This is a genomic window from Acetonema longum DSM 6540, assembly GCF_000219125.1.
Lineage (GTDB): Bacteria > Bacillota > Negativicutes > Sporomusales > Acetonemataceae > Acetonema > Acetonema longum.
This window is the reverse complement of record NZ_AFGF01000144.1, coordinates 52,797-68,977: the sequence shown is the minus strand read 5'-3', so window position 1 is coordinate 68,977 and position 16,181 is coordinate 52,797. Positions and strand designations below refer to the sequence as shown.

12 protein-coding genes are annotated in these 16,181 nt (G+C 49.7%); 4 read left to right on the top strand and 8 right to left on the bottom strand.

The genetic code is table 11. The features are described 5' to 3' along the window. Nucleotides 1-10: 10 nt before the first annotated feature. The 6 genes from mmdA to ALO_RS14575 form a co-directional block, all read right to left on the bottom strand. Entirely contained in the window at nucleotides 11-1,540 is a 1,530-nt protein-coding gene (gene mmdA / locus ALO_RS14600) for a methylmalonyl-CoA decarboxylase subunit alpha (RefSeq protein WP_004097161.1), read from the bottom strand. 339 nt (nucleotides 1,541-1,879) lie between these two features. After that, nucleotides 1,880-2,293 (bottom strand): methylmalonyl-CoA epimerase, encoded by a 414-nt coding sequence (gene mce, locus ALO_RS14595; RefSeq protein ID WP_004097159.1) that lies wholly within the window; start codon nucleotides 2,291-2,293, stop codon nucleotides 1,880-1,882. 73 nt (nucleotides 2,294-2,366) lie between these two features. After that, nucleotides 2,367-3,305, bottom strand: a complete 939-nt coding sequence (gene meaB / locus ALO_RS14590) for a methylmalonyl Co-A mutase-associated GTPase MeaB (protein WP_004097157.1) — start codon at nucleotides 3,303-3,305, stop codon at nucleotides 2,367-2,369. Nucleotides 3,306-3,396: 91 nt separating this feature from the next. Next, nucleotides 3,397-3,789, bottom strand: coding sequence for a cobalamin B12-binding domain-containing protein (locus tag ALO_RS14585; protein WP_004097155.1), 393 nt, complete (start codon nucleotides 3,787-3,789; stop codon nucleotides 3,397-3,399). Nucleotides 3,790-3,811: 22 nt separating this feature from the next. Then, on the bottom strand, nucleotides 3,812-5,458 hold the full coding sequence (locus ALO_RS14580; RefSeq protein ID WP_004097153.1) for an acyl-CoA mutase large subunit family protein: 1,647 nt from the start codon (nucleotides 5,456-5,458) through the stop codon (nucleotides 3,812-3,814). A 30-nt stretch (nucleotides 5,459-5,488) separates the two neighbouring features. Beyond that, a complete protein-coding gene (locus tag ALO_RS14575) occupies nucleotides 5,489-6,997 on the bottom strand; it encodes an acetyl-CoA hydrolase/transferase family protein (protein WP_004097151.1) in 1,509 nt (502 codons plus the stop codon). Between the two features lie 797 nt (nucleotides 6,998-7,794). On the opposite strand from ALO_RS14575, the gene ALO_RS14570 reads away from it, so the two are divergent. The 4 genes from ALO_RS14570 to ALO_RS14555 all read left to right on the top strand — a co-directional run bounded on the left by ALO_RS14570 (nucleotide 7,795) and on the right by ALO_RS14555 (nucleotide 13,385). Next, nucleotides 7,795-9,468, top strand: coding sequence for a PAS domain-containing sensor histidine kinase (locus ALO_RS14570; RefSeq protein WP_004097147.1), 1,674 nt, complete (start codon nucleotides 7,795-7,797; stop codon nucleotides 9,466-9,468). 242 nt (nucleotides 9,469-9,710) lie between these two features. Continuing rightward, nucleotides 9,711-10,877, top strand: coding sequence for a cyclic nucleotide-binding domain-containing protein (locus ALO_RS14565; protein ID WP_004097145.1), 1,167 nt, complete (start codon nucleotides 9,711-9,713; stop codon nucleotides 10,875-10,877). Then, the gene (locus tag ALO_RS14560; RefSeq protein ID WP_004097143.1) at nucleotides 10,874-12,652 is read left to right on the top strand and encodes a B12-binding domain-containing radical SAM protein; all 1,779 of its coding nucleotides are present in this window, start codon (nucleotides 10,874-10,876) and stop codon (nucleotides 12,650-12,652) included. Before ALO_RS14565 ends, ALO_RS14560 begins: the two co-directional genes overlap by 4 nt. A gap of 241 nt (nucleotides 12,653-12,893) precedes the next feature. Beyond that, nucleotides 12,894-13,385: a hypothetical protein gene (locus ALO_RS14555; RefSeq protein WP_004097142.1), complete on the top strand. Its 492-nt coding sequence runs from the start codon at nucleotides 12,894-12,896 to the stop codon at nucleotides 13,383-13,385. Nucleotides 13,386-13,471: 86 nt separating this feature from the next. On the opposite strand, the gene ALO_RS14550 is transcribed toward ALO_RS14555, so the two are convergent. Together ALO_RS14550 and ALO_RS20995 are read right to left on the bottom strand one after the other, a co-directional pair. Further along, a complete protein-coding gene (locus ALO_RS14550) occupies nucleotides 13,472-14,689 on the bottom strand; it encodes an ABC transporter permease (RefSeq protein ID WP_004097141.1) in 1,218 nt (405 codons plus the stop codon). Nucleotides 14,690-14,811: 122 nt separating this feature from the next. Next, on the bottom strand, nucleotides 14,812-16,167 hold the full coding sequence (locus ALO_RS20995) for an efflux RND transporter periplasmic adaptor subunit (protein WP_004097140.1): 1,356 nt from the start codon (nucleotides 16,165-16,167) through the stop codon (nucleotides 14,812-14,814). Nucleotides 16,168-16,181: the final 14 nt, after the last annotated feature.

Below are 16,181 nucleotides of genomic sequence, written 5' to 3'. Positions count from 1 at the left end.
TACTCTGGGATTATAGCGGAATATTGCCGTGTTTCTTCGCCGGCCGGTTTTCGCGCTTGCTGGCCAGCATGTTCAATGCGGTTATGATGCGGGGACGGGTTTCCTGCGGTTCGATAACGATATCCACAAAGCCGCGTTCCGCTGCTTTGTAAGGAGTGGCGAATTCAGCCACATATTCGTCAGTCTTAGCCTTAGCGTCCGGATCGCCCTTGAAGATAATATTAGCAGCGCCGGCAGGTCCCATAACCGCGATCTCAGAGGTCGGCCAGGCCATAACCTGATCCGCGCCCAGGTCTTGGGAGCACATGGCCAGATAGGATCCGCCATAGGCTTTACGGGTAATAACCGTAATTTTGGGAACTGTGGCTTCCGAATAAGCATACAGCATTTTCGCACCGTGACGGATAATACCGCTGTGTTCCTGACCTACGCCAGGCAGGAAGCCAGGGACGTCGACCAGATTTACCAGAGGAATATTGAAAGCATCGCAGAAGCGAATGAAGCGAGCAGATTTGTCGGAAGCATTTACGTCCAGGCAACCGGCCATAACGGACGGCTGGTTGGCGATAATGCCGACGGTCTGACCGTCAAAGCGGGCAAAGCAGGTGATGATATTCTGAGCATAATGCTCATGAACTTCATAGAACTCACCCTTGTCAACAATATGACGGATAACGTCCTTCATGTTATACGGCATGTTGGGATTGTCCGGCATCAGAGTGACTAATTCCTGGTCCATACGGTTGGGATCGTCGCCGGCTTCATAAACCGGAGCTTCTTCCATGTTGTTGGAAGGCAGGAAGCTTAACAGTCTGCGGATCTGCTGAATGCAGTCCGCTTCGCTCTCGGCAGCGAAATGAGCCACACCGGAAACGGTGTTATGAGCCATAGCGCCACCCAGATCTTCGGCGGTTACTTCTTCGGCGGTAACCGATTTGATAACCTGAGGTCCGGTAATAAACATCTGGCTGGTTTTCTTCACCATGTAGATAAAGTCAGTCAGAGCCGGGGAATACACAGCGCCGCCGGCGCAGGGTCCCATGATGACTGAAATCTGGGGAATTACGCCTGAAGCCAGGGTGTTGTTCAGGAAGATCTTTCCATATCCTGACAGGGCGTCTACTGCTTCTTGAATACGAGCGCCGCCGGAATCGTTAATGCCGATCAGAGGAGCACCCATTTTCAGAGCCAGTTGCTGAACTTTCACAATTTTAGCGGCGTGCATTTCCCCCAAAGAGCCGCCTTCTACCGTGAAGTCCTGAGCGAAGACGTAGACCAGGCGACCGTCAACGGTGCCATAGCCGGTAACAACGCCTTCACCCGGCAGTTCTTTGGTTTCCATGCCAAAATTAGTGCAGCGATGACGAACAAACTGATCAAGCTCTACAAAGGTACCTGCATCCAGAAGCTGCGCCACCCGCTCACGGGCAGTCATTTTGCCGGAAGCATGCTGCTTCTCAATGCGCTTTTCGCCGCCGCCTAATTTGATCTTGGCCAAGCGTTTTCTTAAATCTTGGATCTTTTCTTGGACTGTAGCCATTAGTACACCTCCATCAATATCGAGGGGTGAGACCGTTTCGTCTCCGAATTAAAGATTGGCTGGAAGTCTGTTGCTAAACTCATCTGCGTCCTCGAATCCGGGACCGTTCAAAAAGGCCCAGATGCTAGGTAAGAGCAACGCCTGCGTTGCCGTACTAGTGAAGAATTCAGGTGACTTTTCGGCTTATGAGAGATCATCCACTACTGCCTATCTTTCGAAAAGTCACAAATTCTGATACAGCGCGACGAGGAAGCGCGTGAGACTGTACGTTTGGAGGGTACATCGAACGCGCTCCCGCAGGAGCAACGACGCAGATGGGCCTTTTTCAACGGCCCCCTATTAGTGTTGGCAAAGTTCGACGAGGATACCCCCGGTAGCTTTCGGATGCAGGAAGGCGATTTTCGCGCCGCCAGCGCCGTAGCGCGGAGTCTTGTCGATCATGGCAATGCCTTTGGCGTTCATTTCAGCGATAGCAGCCTCGATGTCATCCACAGCCAGGGCCACGTGCTGAATGCCGTTGCGGTCATTATTGCCGGCAATATACTTGGCAATAGGACCGTCGTCTGTAGTAGACTCCAGGAATTCCAGTTCAGCATCGCCACAGGGGAAGAAGCTGACCTTTACTTTTTGCTCTTCTACCACTTCATCCTGGGGTTTGTGAGTCATGCCCAGTTTTGTGAAAATTTCTTTAGTGGCAGCGAGATCTTTCACAGCAATGCCAATGTGGTCAATATGAAGAATCTTAAAACCCATTTGTACATACCCCCTTTATATTTTTTACCTATTTTTGTATAAAATCGCTTTATTGAATAAAGCGACTTTCTCCCTATTTCATCAAATCCCGCAGAATTTTTTCCACTACCTCATACGGATCTTTCTCCCGGTGTTCCACGGTTTTGACCAAGGCGTCAAACTGGCCGTCCGCATTCGTCCTATTCAGAATCTGACGGCTGACTGCCTCTTGAAGGAGCGCCAGCATTTCATTTCTGGTACGCTGAGTACGGCGTTTTTCCAATTCACCGGACTGGTTCACAAAGGCAATGTGTTCGCTAATGGTCGCAACCAATTCACGGATACCTTCGCTCTGACTGGCCACTGTGCGCTTAATCGGCGGACGCCAGCCGGTACGTTCCTGGCTCAGATCCAGCATGGCCTCCAGTTCGATGTTCAGACGGTCGGCGCCGTCCCGGTCGGCTTTATTGATGGCGAATACGTCACCGATCTCAAGAATGCCGGCTTTGATAGCCTGAATATCGTCACCCAAGCCAGGGACCATCACTACAATCGTAGTATCGGCCATTTTGACAATATCTACTTCCGATTGGCCTACGCCAACCGTTTCAATAAAGATGACATCTTTGCCAAAAGCATCAAGGATCTTCACTGCTTCCGATGTTTTACGGGAAAGTCCGCCCAGGCTGCCCCGGGTTCCCATACTGCGGATAAACACCCCTTCATCCAGGGTCAAATCATTCATCCGGATCCGGTCTCCCAAAATAGCGCCGCCTGAAAAGGGACTGGTAGGGTCAATAGCAATAATGCCCACCGTTTTGCCCATATTTCTATATTCCTTGGCTAATTTATCGGTAAGAGTGCTTTTCCCTGCCCCCGGAGGTCCGGTAATACCGATGACATGCGCTCTGCCGGTATGAGCATATAATTGCCGCATCACTTCGACAGCTTCATCGTATTCGTTTTCGACAGTGGTAATGGCACGGGCCAGAGCCACACGAGATCCTTTAAGCAATTCTTCGACGATTTGCAATTAGAGTGCACCACCTTAGGCAGCATTCGCAAAATACTTTTTGGCAGGCTAGGCAGCCGGGATGTCCCGGCTGCCAACCACCCGCCTCAAATTACTTCACGTTCGCTTTAATGTAATCGACGATCGAATTGGTCGGGGTTCCGGGTGTAAACACCTCGGAAACACCAGCGGCCTTCAGGCCAGGGATGTCAGCGTCGGGAATAACGCCGCCGCCGATGATCAATTTGCCGGCAGCTCCCTTTTCTTTCAGAAGAGTAACCACTTTCGGGAACAGGGTATTGTGAGCACCGGACAAGAGGCTCATAGCCACTACATCCACGTCTTCCTGCAGAGCCGCTTCAGCGATTTGCTCCGGAGTCAGGCGGATACCGGTGTAAACTACTTCAAAGCCGGCGTCACGAAGAGCGCGGGCTACAACTTTAGCGCCGCGGTCATGACCGTCCAGACCAGGTTTGGCAACTAATACTCTAATACGTTTTTCCATCGTTGTCCCTCCTACCTCTCGCTTATAACGTAGTGTGCGCTTCGTACAGTCCGAAGACTTTGCGCATCACGCCGCAAATTTCGCCTAGGGTTGCATATACGCGAACCGCATCCAGGATAAACGGCATCAGGTTGGCATGCTCGTCTTTGCAAGCGGTTTCCAAAGCGGCCAGTTTAGCCTGAACAGCGGCATTATCCCGCTCGGCTTTGAGTTTAGCCAGTTTCTGTTTCTGGAAATCGCCAACAGAAGAATCTACACGCAGCAGGCCTTCCGGAGCTTTCTCCTTGATCTGGAACTGGTTGACACCAACAATGACCCGTTTCTTGGTTTCCACGTCCATTTGCCATTTATAGGCGCTGTCCTGGATTTCTTTTTGGATATAGCCTTTTTCAATGGCGACAACAGCGCCGCCCAGGTCGTCAATCTTTTTAATGTAATCCCAGCACTCTTTTTCGATTTGATCGGTCAGAGCTTCTACATAATAGGAGCCGCCGAGAGGATCGACTACGTCGGCCAGACCGCTTTCATAAGCAACAATTTGCTGAGTTCTAAGAGCAATGCGCACGGAATCTTCGGTAGGCAGAGCCAGAGCTTCGTCTTTGGAGTTGGTATGAAGGGACTGGGTGCCGCCCAGAACGGCTGCTGCTGTTTGCAGAGCGACGCGGACAATGTTGTTGTCAGGCTGCTGAGCGGTCAGCATGGAGCCGGCAGTTTGGGTGTGAACCCGCAGCATCCAGGATTTGGGGTTGGTGGCGCCAAAGCGCTCTTTCATGACTTTGGACCATACACGACGGGAAGCGCGGAATTTAGCCACTTCTTCAAGCACGTTGTTGTGAGCGTTCCAGAAGAAGGACAGGCGTCCGGCAAAGTCGTCTACGTTCAGGCCGGCTTTGATAGCGGCGTCAACATAAGCGATACCGTCAGCAATGGTGAATGCGATCTCCTGGGAAGCAGTAGAACCTGCCTCACGGATATGATAGCCGGAAATGGAGATGGTGTTCCAGTTCGGCACATTTTTGGAGCAATATTCGAAGATATTAGTGATTAAACGCATCGAAGGTTTGGGAGGGAAGATATAAGTGCCGCGGGCGGCATACTCTTTCAAAATATCGTTTTGGATAGTACCGTTCAGTTTGTCGGGAGTCACGCCTTGCTTTTCAGCCACAGCGATGTACATAGCCAACAGAACCGAAGCCGGAGCGTTGATGGTCATGGAAGTAGACACTTTGCCCAAGTCGATCTGGTCAAACAGGATTTCCATATCGCGCAGGGAGTCAATGGCCACGCCAACCTTGCCGACTTCACCTTCGGAAATGGGATCATCGGAGTCATAGCCGATCTGTGTGGGCAGGTCGAATGCGCAGGACAGTCCCGTGCCGCCGGACTCTAACAGGTAACGATACCGTTTGTTGGATTCTTCGGCAGTGGAGAAGCCAGCATACATACGCATGGTCCAGAAACGGCCCCGATACATGGTGGGCTGAACGCCACGGGTAAAGGGGTATTCACCCGGGAAACCAAGTTTGGCTTCGTAGTCGAAGTCACCCAGATCCAGCGGAGTATACAGTCTGTTGTGCGCCAGATTTACGCGCTCGGGTCTTTTGGCAAGCGATTTTTCCACTTTGGCGGTGTACGCTTCCATTTTGGCTTTCAATGATTCATTAGCCATTCTCAAATCCTCCTTGTCATACTCTCTATATTATTTACTCTTCATGGAGCCGGTTTCTAAGAACCGGACATGCCAGGAGAGGGCCTCGCTCAGGATATGCGGCGTATGCGCATTCTTGGTCGCTTTAATGGCCCGGTCCAGGTAATCCTGAAGCATGGGTTGATAGTCCGGATGAGCGCATTTATCAATAATAACCTGGGCGCGCTCCTTCGGGCTAAGTCCGCGGACGTCGGCGACGCCGCGCTCGGTGACGAATACGTCAACATCATGTTCGGTATGGTCAAAGTGCGAGCACATCGGTACAATCGAGGAAATATCACCGTTTTTGGCAATAGAGTTGGTAAAGAAGAAGGTCAGATAGCCGTTACGGGCAAAGTCGCCGGAACCGCCGATGCCGTTCATCATCTTGCTGCCCATGATATGGGTGGAGTTCACATGGCCAAAGATGTCAAACTCAATGGCCGTGTTCATAGCAATGATCCCAAGCCGGCGAGCCGTCTCAGGGCTGTTGGCGATTTCTTGCGGACGCAGCAGGATCTTCTTGCGATATTCGCCAATGCCGGCGTAAAAGCGTTTCAGTCCGTCCGGCGACGGAGTCAGGGATGTGCCAGAGGCAAAATCCAGTTTGCCGGCGTCGATCAGGTCGAACATGCCGTCTTGAATTACCTCGGTGAAAACACTCAGGTTCTGGAAAGGCGAGTCTACCAGACCGCAGACCACCGCATTAGCCACGGAACCCACGCCAGACTGCAGCGGCAGCAGATTTTTCGGCATCCGGCCTTGTTTGATTTCATTGTTGAGGAAGTCAATCAGATGACCGCTCATCGCCTTGGCGTCGTCATCAATCGCCGCCAGGGGACGAACCGCGTCCGGAATATCGCAGGGCACAATGTATGTAATCTTATCAGGGCCACAAGGAATATACGGAGTACCGATCCGGTCATTCGCCTTTACAATCGGAACCGGCTGACGATTGGGCGGATCCAGCGGAATATATACGTCATGCATGCCTTCGAGTTCCATCGGTTGGCTGGTATTAATCTCGACAATGACGATATCGGCGCTTTGGACAAAAGAAGCCGAGTTCCCCAAAGAGGTTGTCGGGATAATATGCCCTTCTTCCGTGATGGCGCAGGCTTCGACAATGGCCACATCCACTTTGCCGCCCAGGAAACCGTAACGGGACATTTGGGCCACATGGCTTAAATGCAGGTCTACGTACTGAATGGCGCCGCTGTTGATGCCTTTGCGGATAGCGTCATTGGTCTGGTACGGCAAACGTTTTTGAATGCCGCCGACTTCCGCCAGAGCCCCATCTAATTCTTTACCAACGGAAGCGCCGGTCCATAAATTAATTTGAAATTTTTCTTTTTTGATACGTTCCGCCAGAGCCAGAGGCACTGCTTTCGGATAGCCCGCCGGAGTAAAGCCGCTGGTCCCGATGTTCATGCCGGGCTTGATAGCGGCGGCGGCTTCTTCTGCGCTGACAATTTTCGAGCGCAGAGCCACGTTGCGTACGCGGTCAGTAATGTTAATCATGTCCATGTCCTCCCTGTTTTGTTTATAGGATTGTTAAAAACCGCATGATCAATACATGGATACACGCAAAAAAGCTATGACTCATTCTGCGTCGTCACATGAGGCCATGTTGGCGCAAAACAAACCATAGCACAAGCTTAATTTTGCCCTTGATCGTAAGATCGAAAGGCCATAAGCTTAGTAGCGGTTTAGACGCACTTCCAGTTCGGCCCCTCGACCTCGCTGTCCGTACCGAATTGATTTGAAAAATCTCATCACACACTATTTTAAGAATATTTATTCTACATCTATCGGCAAATTCCTGCTTACATTTCGGCATTACGTGAAAAGTTTATTTTTTATCTTTTTTTGTCGAAATAAAAGCTTGTTTCGTCAGCATTGTTAAAGATTATGTCCCGTCGCTTATCCGGCACTGTGTATTTTTTCACTTTCATCTTCATCGGTATGATTTCTATTCTACAGAAAAGGTCAATTCCCTCTTTTCTTATCTTCAAAAGCATATAGCAAATAGTAAAATGCCAAGAAATAAACTTTTCTTTCAGAGAAATACAATAATTCACAAAACAGGAGGACTTTTCATCACTAACTAAGAAAACAATACTACGGAATTAGAAAATGTTGGTTCTTTATGTAGATAGTAGCATTATTTTCCACTATTTCGGAATGTCCGTTCGCTTTTTGTAATAAATCCCTGCATGCCGTTTTGAATTATCTCGGTCGTTAGCTCAAACATGTTCCCTTTTTAGTTTCTCAATGGCTAATGCGGTATACAAAGACACTAAGGGGTGATATAGAGTATGGATTTTTTTACCGCATCTATATTAGGCACGATAATCGGGACGATTTTAATGATCCTCATTTATACTTATCTTTACGTGGTATATCGTGAGCGCTATATTGGTCACTGGTTATTAGGCTGGCTCATTCTTTTTTTACGCGGTGTTTTTTTAGATAGCGGGATATTCGATTGGACGAATTCCGTAACAGGGTTTACCTGCTTTCAGGTATTAATAATTATGGCTATTTTAATATATGTGTGGGGCATTTATATCTTTATTGGCAAACCCATAAAGATATGGTGGATATATGCCGCTTTAGGCACTTCAGTGCTGAGCTTTATATTTACAATAATGGATTTGCCGATTACTTACAAACTTTTCCCCCCTGCTTGGTTCGGCGGCATCACAGCTATATGGTTAGGTATAATTTTTATGCGTCATTTAAAGGTGAGCAAAGTGAGCAAACAAATCCTCGCATTTGCCTATACCTTATGGGGGATGCACTCTCTGGATATGCCTTTTTTTATTGATGTATCATGGTTCGTCCCATGGGGTTATCTGATTGATTGTATCCTGAGGCTTATTGTTGCGCTATGTACATTGGTGGTGTATTTCGAGAACATCAGATTGGATTTGGTGCAAAAAGAAGCTCAATATCGATTATTGGCTGAAAATGCCATCGATATAATCTACCGTTATCGAGTGTCGCCTGAAGCTTATTTTGAATACATCAGTCCATCAGTTTTGGCGGTTACAGGATATACCCCTGAGGAATATTATTCCGACCCTCGGCTCATGTTGCATTTGACCCATCCCGATGACGTATCGCAGCTTTGCAATTTTCTCCAAAACCCTTCTTGTTCCCGTTCTTTTCCGCTTGCCTTCCGCTTAACACGAAAAGACCAAAGCACCATTTGGGTCGAACAAACAGGAGTCCCTTTTTACGCCGAAGATGGTACAATGTTGGCTTTGGAAGGCATTATCCGCGATATCACTTTTAGAAAAAAGATGGAATATATCGCTTCCCGGGCGGACCGAATGAATACTGTGGGCGAAATGGCGGCCAGCGTTGCCCATGAGATACGCAACCCCTTGACTACGGTACGTGGCTATTTGCAATTATTGCTAAGTAAAAAAGAATTTGACCGTTACCGCGACAATTTTGAACTAATGATCGATGAGTTAGATCGAACCAATACCATTATCCGGGAGTATCTGTGTCTGGCCAAAGATAAACGGGCTGATTTGAAAATCTGCAGCTTGAATAAGATTATCGAATCATTATTCCCCCTTATCCAAGCCGATGCCGTCGCTTCCAAAATAGCCGTCAGTCTCGATCTTTCCGAAATACCCGAATTACAACTGGATGAAAATGAAATTCGTCAACTGCTGCTGAATCTGGTCCGCAATGGGTTGGAAGCCATGCCATCAGGCGGCTGCCTCAATATCCGGACATTTTGGGACAACGATAAAGCTGTGTTGTCGGTCAGTGACCACGGCCCCGGTATGCCTGAATATATCTTCAACAATTTAGGCACGCCTTTTTTAACGACCAAGGACAACGGAACCGGGCTGGGACTGCCTATGTGTTATAGAATTGCTAATAGGCATCAGGCTGATATTGATGTTAAAACAAGTGAGAGCGGCACTACATTTTATATTCGATTTAATCATCCTCTCGCCTCAAATTAACATCTCCGTGCATTGGAGAGAAAATACTGAATGAACCCCTTTCCTTAAACCAGTAAGGAAAGGGATTTTTCATGCCTACTGATCTGCCAAAAATCTACATTTATTTTGCAAATTCTACATCCGTTGATAGGAACTATACAATGTTTGAACGTATCTCCCTGGTAACAGGAGGTGCATATCTATGAAAACTTAGTGCTAGCTTTGGTAACTTCCACATTATTTTAAAAGGAGCGATACTATTTATGAATGGCAATTTGCAAACAGTACCCGGTTATCAAATGGAACGTAGACCATTAACAGTCGAGGTGGCAAAAACTCCTGAAGAAAAAGCGGAAATCTATCATTTTCGCTATCGCACTTACGTAGAAGAAATGTCCCGCCAGTTAAAGCCTTCGATTCAAAGCAAGGAGCTTCTATTCGATGCAATGGACGAATGGGGTCTTTTGCTATACGCTAAAACGGATTCGGAAATTATTGGGTCAATCAGGATAAACATTGGTTTGCCGGAAGAATTCCCCGAAGAATTGGTAAAAGTACTTTCATTAGACAGATTTCAAAAATTTTACGAAGGAAAGAAGGCTCAAAGGTTTGCCCTTATCACCAAATTGATGGTGGCGCCGCTTTATCGAAATTCACAAATATTATACTTTTTATTATCGAAATGTTACGAACTTTCCTGCGGATTTCAAGTGCAGTTTATTTTTGGCGGCTGCAACTTTTATCTACTCCGGCTTTATGAAGAAATAGGACTGCGACGTATTGGCAGGAATTTTTTAGACCCGGGGTATGGTTTAATAGCACCACTTGTCTATTTGGTTGATGATATGAACCATATGCGAAATGTACGTTCTCCGATATTCCGTATAGCCCGGAAAAGGAAAGACTGCGCCAGCCAGGAGGTTACCGACTGGTTTTTCAACGAATTTCCTGAAGACTCCAGCGTAGTAAACAGTCAATTGATTACGGAAAAAGAGTTATGGACGGTGCTGTACAACCGCTTAGGGAACCCTCCCGAAAAAATCATACCTGTATTGCAGGGATTGCCTGAAGCAGCCGCCCAAAAATTCCTGCACAGCTGCAGCCTCATTGCCCGGTGCTATCCGGGTGACCGCATCACCACCAGCGGCGATCCCAGCAATGAACTCAACATTCTGCTTTCCGGCACAGTGCAAATATCCGGTCCCGACAGCACAAATACCGTTCTGCCCGGGCAGCATTTTGGCGAAATAGGGTTAATTGAGCATCCCGCCCATACCCAAAATGCCGTTTCGACTACGGAAGCAGAAATACTAGTCTTATCCCAGTTGGCTTTCCCAAAATTCCAGCGTCGCTACCCGGATATCGCCAATAGGGTTCTGCATAACCTGTCAATTCTCACTGCCGGATCAACAAGGAGGGTTCAACCATGAAGCCAGAGATCGATTTACTGCTTGTAAACAGCATGGCGCCCCGTCAGCGGATTGCTTCGGATGCGGCACTGGAAAATAGCCTGGCGATTTTGCGTACCTACCTGGAAGATAAGGCATACCGGGTGGAAGTCATGGATGAACAGAGAATCAGCGGACCGGAAGCAGGTGTGCCGGCCTGGTGCCTGAAACTGCTGCGACTGTTAGTCCGGCTGCAGATGGCGACATACCGGAAAGAATTCAAGTATATCTTCCTGATCCTTATGCTGTCGACCTGGCCGGTGCAGGCCTTATCACTGTATTACCGAACCCGGCATATAAACGGCAAAATCAACGACATCATCCGCACTATACGGAATAACCGAATCTCGCTGCTAGGAATCAAATTATGGTACGGCGATTCCTTCCGCTGGAGCAAACTGCTGGCCGCCAAAGTCAGGGAGGCTTGCCCCGAGGTTATCATTGTCGCCGGCGGACCTCAGGTAAAAGTATACGGGGAACATGTCTTCCATGAAACAAAATTCGATGTAGCCATTCTGGGCCCCGGTGAAGAGGTGCTGGAGAAGATGATTGCATTGCAGCGGCAAACCTTCTCCCGGACAGACTTCTTCACCCAGTTTGAACGTGAAATCAGCCGGTCACGGTTAGTGCAAACCGGGATTTACAATCCCGCTGGTCTGCCAGCACAGAATCAATCGCTTACTATCCCCCGTTATCGCCCGGAGGACATGCGGGATAAACTCTTATTTCACACCCTGGTAGACGGTATGGGCTGCAGTTGGAACCGCTGCAACTTCTGCTCCCATACCAGACAGGCCTCAGCCTACCAGCCCCGGCCGGTGCCGGAAATCATCCGGGAGTTTCAGGCTATGAGCCGGCAGGGTATCTCCTTCTTCCGTTTCAGCAGTTCCGAAACGCCGCCCGCGCATGGCAAAAAGATCGCCCAGGCTATCTTGGAGCATGATCTAACGGTGAATTACTCGATGTTTGTGCGGCCGGTAAGGGTAACCCCGGCTATTTACGACGCCTATTGCCTGATGATCCAATCCGGACTGCGGGCGGTATTCATGGGCGGTGAAACCGGCCATGACTTGATCAATGAAACGGTGATGAACAAAGGAGTTCGGAAAAAGGAGATCGTGGATACCATCAACTGCATTAAACTGGCTGCCGCGGCGGTAGGCAAGAATTGCCGCATCGGCCTGTCTCTGATTTATCCTACGCCGGTAGTGGCTGATGTTACCTTGCAGGATGTTTACGAGGCGGATATCCGCTTGATTCAGGAAACACTGCCTGATACGGTCATTGTCAATCCCCCGGGTGTCTTCCCCCACACCGCATGGATGGAAAATGCCGGCCAATTCGGTTTTGCCATCACTCCGGATTTTGTTTTCGAGCTGATGCAGTATGAATATTCCATTTATAAGCCGGTTGAATTTTGGGGACAGTTGGGATTCTCACTGCAAGGGAAAAGTACTCCCGACCTCATTAAAGAAACAGGCAAGCTGAGAAATGCAATAGCTGAGATGGGCATTCCCACGGATATTTCCGATGAGTACCTGATGATGACCGAAGCCATCGGCTATACGGCCAAAGTCGATTTGCTGCGTTTCAAACGTGACTCCCTGCAGGATATCATGTCCGGCAGCAGCCGTTACATGCGGGAAGTCATAGCCAGAATCAACATTCAAAGCCGTCAGATGGCCGACGGCAGCCTAAAAAGCCCGGGCAGCGGCACCGCCGCATCCCTCCAATCATTCTTCCCGCATAACTCATAATGCCTAACTAAACAATGCCGGCGCCGTTTTCAATCCGTTCCAAGGACACCTCCGATGCGAAAACGGCGCCGGCGCAATTAAAAATGGAAGTATTTACCGCGGGAGAAGCCCGCTGTTTGTCACATTTCTGTCATAATCCCATGCTATTTTATTTACATAATTATCGACATACATATTATCTATTCCCTGTAGTATAATGGTAATATGATGGTAAATTTTTTTTTGCAAGGAGGCTATCCTATTGAAAAAAACTGTAATTGCCCTGGCGGCTCTCCTCACGCTGAATGCGAGCGCCGGTTTCGCAGCGCCGATTAATGACCTGTATCAAAATGAAACTGCCGTGGGACTCAGCACCGATGCTGTCTACCTGGAGCATCGCTTCACAGAAAAATTCACTCTGGGATTGCAATCTGTTGACCGAGACTATGGTGATGACATGGATGATATTTATGGCCAATTTCATTTTAGCGACAATCTTCGGGGCATCATCGGCCACCGCAGTTTCTATTCAGAGTCGGACATGTATCTGGGGGTCGCTGTAAACGGCCACCTCTCGTCTGAATGGGACGGGTACGGCTCTTTGATCGCCAGCAGCGATTACAAAGAGCTGCAGGTAGGTGGCAACATGAAGCTGGACCGCAACCTGGACCTGAACGTCCACTATTACTCCTTTATGCCGGATCACGGCGACAGTGAAAGCGGTCTGGGCGTAGGTGTCACTTATAAGTTTTAGCATCGCCCAAAACACCTCTCGCGTAATTCAGATTGTCGACAAAGCCCACTTTCAAGCCGCAAGGCAAGGAAGTGGGCTTCAATTTCTTATTCATACCGCAAAGCGTCGATCGGATCCAGCAGAGCCGCCTGGCGGGCGGGATAAATCCCGAAAAACAGGCCGATGATGACTGAAACGCCAAAGGCCCCCAGGATGGCCAGCGAGGAAATAACCGTACTCCATCCGGCTATAAGCGATACGACGCGGGCACCGGCTATCCCCAGCAAAATACCGATGCAGCCGCCGGTGACACTGATGACCGTCGCTTCGACAATAAATTGGGTAAGAATATTGTTAAAGGTAGCGCCCAATGCTTTTCTGATGCCGATTTCCCGCGTCCGCTCAGTCACCGACACCAGCATGATATTCATGATCCCAATGCCGCCGACCAGAAGAGAAATAGCGGCTACCGCCCCCAAAAACAGCGTAATCGTGCCGGTAGTCTCCTGCATGGTCGCCATCAGGGCGGTCAGATTGCGCACCGTGAAGTCATTTTCTACGTTTGGCGCCAGGCGGTGACGCGTCCTGAGCAAAGAGGTGACATTCTCTTGAACCTGATCGATGATTTTTTCATTTTCCACCTGGATGCTGATACTATTCACATAAGTGATCCCCAGAAGCCGGTCCTGAGCGGTGGCCAGGGGGATAATGATCATGTCGTCCTGATCATGCCCCATGGATGACTGCCCTTTGCTGGCGAGGATCCCGATTACGCGAAACGGCGCCTGGCCAATACGAATAGTCTTGCCCAACGGGCTGACGTTGCCGAACAGGTTGCTGGCTACGGTCTGTCCGAGTACCGCTACCCGGTTGCGGGTGGCGTCGTCACTGCTGCTGAAAAAGGTACCGGCAGCCACGGCAAAATCACGGATCGGCAAAAATTCCGGCGTGGTACCCTGAACACTGGTATTCCAATTTTGGTTGCCATAGATGACCTGAAAGGTTCTGCTGACAGCAGGCGCTGCATAGTTGATCCCGGCGATCTCCCGGGAAATAGCCTGGGCATCCCGGCGGGTCAGTGTAATATTGGACCCGGCTGCCAGGCGCACCCCGCCGGACGGCGAATTGGACCCGGGCATAACAATCAGCAGATTGCTTCCCAGGCTGGCAATGGAGCTCTGCACTCTTTGCTGTACGCCCAGGCCAATGGAAACCATGGCAATAACGGCGCCAACGCCGATGATAATCCCCAGCATCGTCAGGGCGGAACGGAGCTTGTTCGCCCGCAGTCCTTCCAGCGCAATCAGAACACTTTCCCAGAACATCTCCTCACCCCCTGTTGAATCTCATCCGGCCTCATACTTCCGTCCCGTGCCGGGAAGACCCGGCTGGCATCGGCGGCAGTATCAAAGCGAACGCAATAAGTCATGATTTTCCCTCCTGGCTTTTATAGGGGAGGCGGCGGTCCCTGACGCTGAGCGTTTGCAGTCGGCGCCTTGGCCGCAGGAAGCACGACCTGATCGCCTTCATTGAGTCCGCTGAGGATTTCCGTCTGCTCGTCATTGCTCAATCCGATTTGGACCGGTTGGTTCTGCAGTTGGCCGTTGACCATCACTTGCACATACTTTTGCCCTTTTTCTTCCTTGATGGCCGACAAAGGCACCACCAGCGCATTTTTGCTCTCACCAACGTGAAGCGTGACTCTGGCGGTCATCGTCGGATACAGCAGGCCCTGCGGCGAATCCACATCTACATATACATAGTAGTAAACAACATTCGACGAAGTAGTGGCATCCTTGGAAATGCGCGTTACCTCGCCGGTAAAGGTTTTGTCCGTGTAGGTATCCACAGTGAAGGAAACAGTCTGCCCTGTTTTTACCTTGCCGATATCCGTTTCATCCACCATGACCTTGACCTGCATTTGGGACATATCGGCAACGGTCATGAGCACCTGAGCCTCGGAAATCCCCTGGACCACCGTCTGGCCGGCGGGAGTAGGCTCGCCGATCACTACGCCGTCAATGGGCGCCGTAATCACATAATATCCCAGCTGGGTTACATAATTGTCGTAGTTAGCTTTGGCCACCAGGTAGTTGGTCTGATCGGAGTCCAACTGCTGCGCCGACTCGCCGCCAAGGGCTGTCAGTTTCCTGGTACGCTCGTAAATAGAAGCGTAATTGGTCACCTGGGCCTTATACTGGGCAACCTGCGCCCGAATGGCCGTATCATCAAGCACAACTAAAATTTTGGCCACTGTGCCGACTTCATACTTATCCCGGACATTTTTCAGGTGGGCGGTATAGTTATCGACCGTTTCCCGGTTCACCTGCAATTCTTGCTGATACTGCAGCACGCCGAAATAGTTTGTAGTGACGTTTTGTTTAATTTGCTGCCTGGTTGCCTCGACCGTGAGATCGGCAATGTCGAGCCCCAGTTTAGCCTGCTCGATCTGACTCTCCAATTTACCGCCGGAGTAGACCGGCAAGCTGGCCGACACTGTGCTGGCAAATTTGTCGCGGCTGTAACGGCCGTCGGCGAATTCCACCGTCGGCGAGCTATAGCGCGTGTCGCTATGGGTCAGGCTGAGGCTGAATCCTTTGCCCGCTTTTGCTTGTTTCAGCGCCCAACTGTTTTGTTCTCTCTCAGAGGCCGCGATTTTTATATCCGAATTATTTTGCAGCGCCAAGGTGATACTCTCGTCAAGCGACAGCTCAATGGGCGCGGCGAATACCGGGCGGCTGAGGGCAGATAAAACGAGAATCGGTACCAATAGCTTGGTCATGCGCCTTCCGGATGTTCTCATAGATAACCTCCTAA

Coding starts and splice junctions, on each gene's coding strand:
- ALO_RS14580 (WP_004097153.1), bottom strand. CDS start 5,458: ATGGCTAATGAATCATTGAAAGCCAAAATGGAAGCGTACACCGCCAAA.
- ALO_RS14585 (WP_004097155.1), bottom strand. CDS start 3,789: ATGGAAAAACGTATTAGAGTATTAGTTGCCAAACCTGGTCTGGACGGT.
- ALO_RS14565 (WP_004097145.1), top strand. CDS start 9,711: ATGAATGGCAATTTGCAAACAGTACCCGGTTATCAAATGGAACGTAGA.
- ALO_RS14570 (WP_004097147.1), top strand. CDS start 7,795: ATGGATTTTTTTACCGCATCTATATTAGGCACGATAATCGGGACGATT.
- ALO_RS14575 (WP_004097151.1), bottom strand. CDS start 6,997: ATGATTAACATTACTGACCGCGTACGCAACGTGGCTCTGCGCTCGAAA.
- ALO_RS14550 (WP_004097141.1), bottom strand. CDS start 14,689: ATGTTCTGGGAAAGTGTTCTGATTGCGCTGGAAGGACTGCGGGCGAAC.
- ALO_RS14560 (WP_004097143.1), top strand. CDS start 10,874: ATGAAGCCAGAGATCGATTTACTGCTTGTAAACAGCATGGCGCCCCGT.
- mce (WP_004097159.1), bottom strand. CDS start 2,293: ATGGGTTTTAAGATTCTTCATATTGACCACATTGGCATTGCTGTGAAA.
- mmdA (WP_004097161.1), bottom strand. CDS start 1,540: ATGGCTACAGTCCAAGAAAAGATCCAAGATTTAAGAAAACGCTTGGCC.
- ALO_RS20995 (WP_004097140.1), bottom strand. CDS start 16,167: ATGAGAACATCCGGAAGGCGCATGACCAAGCTATTGGTACCGATTCTC.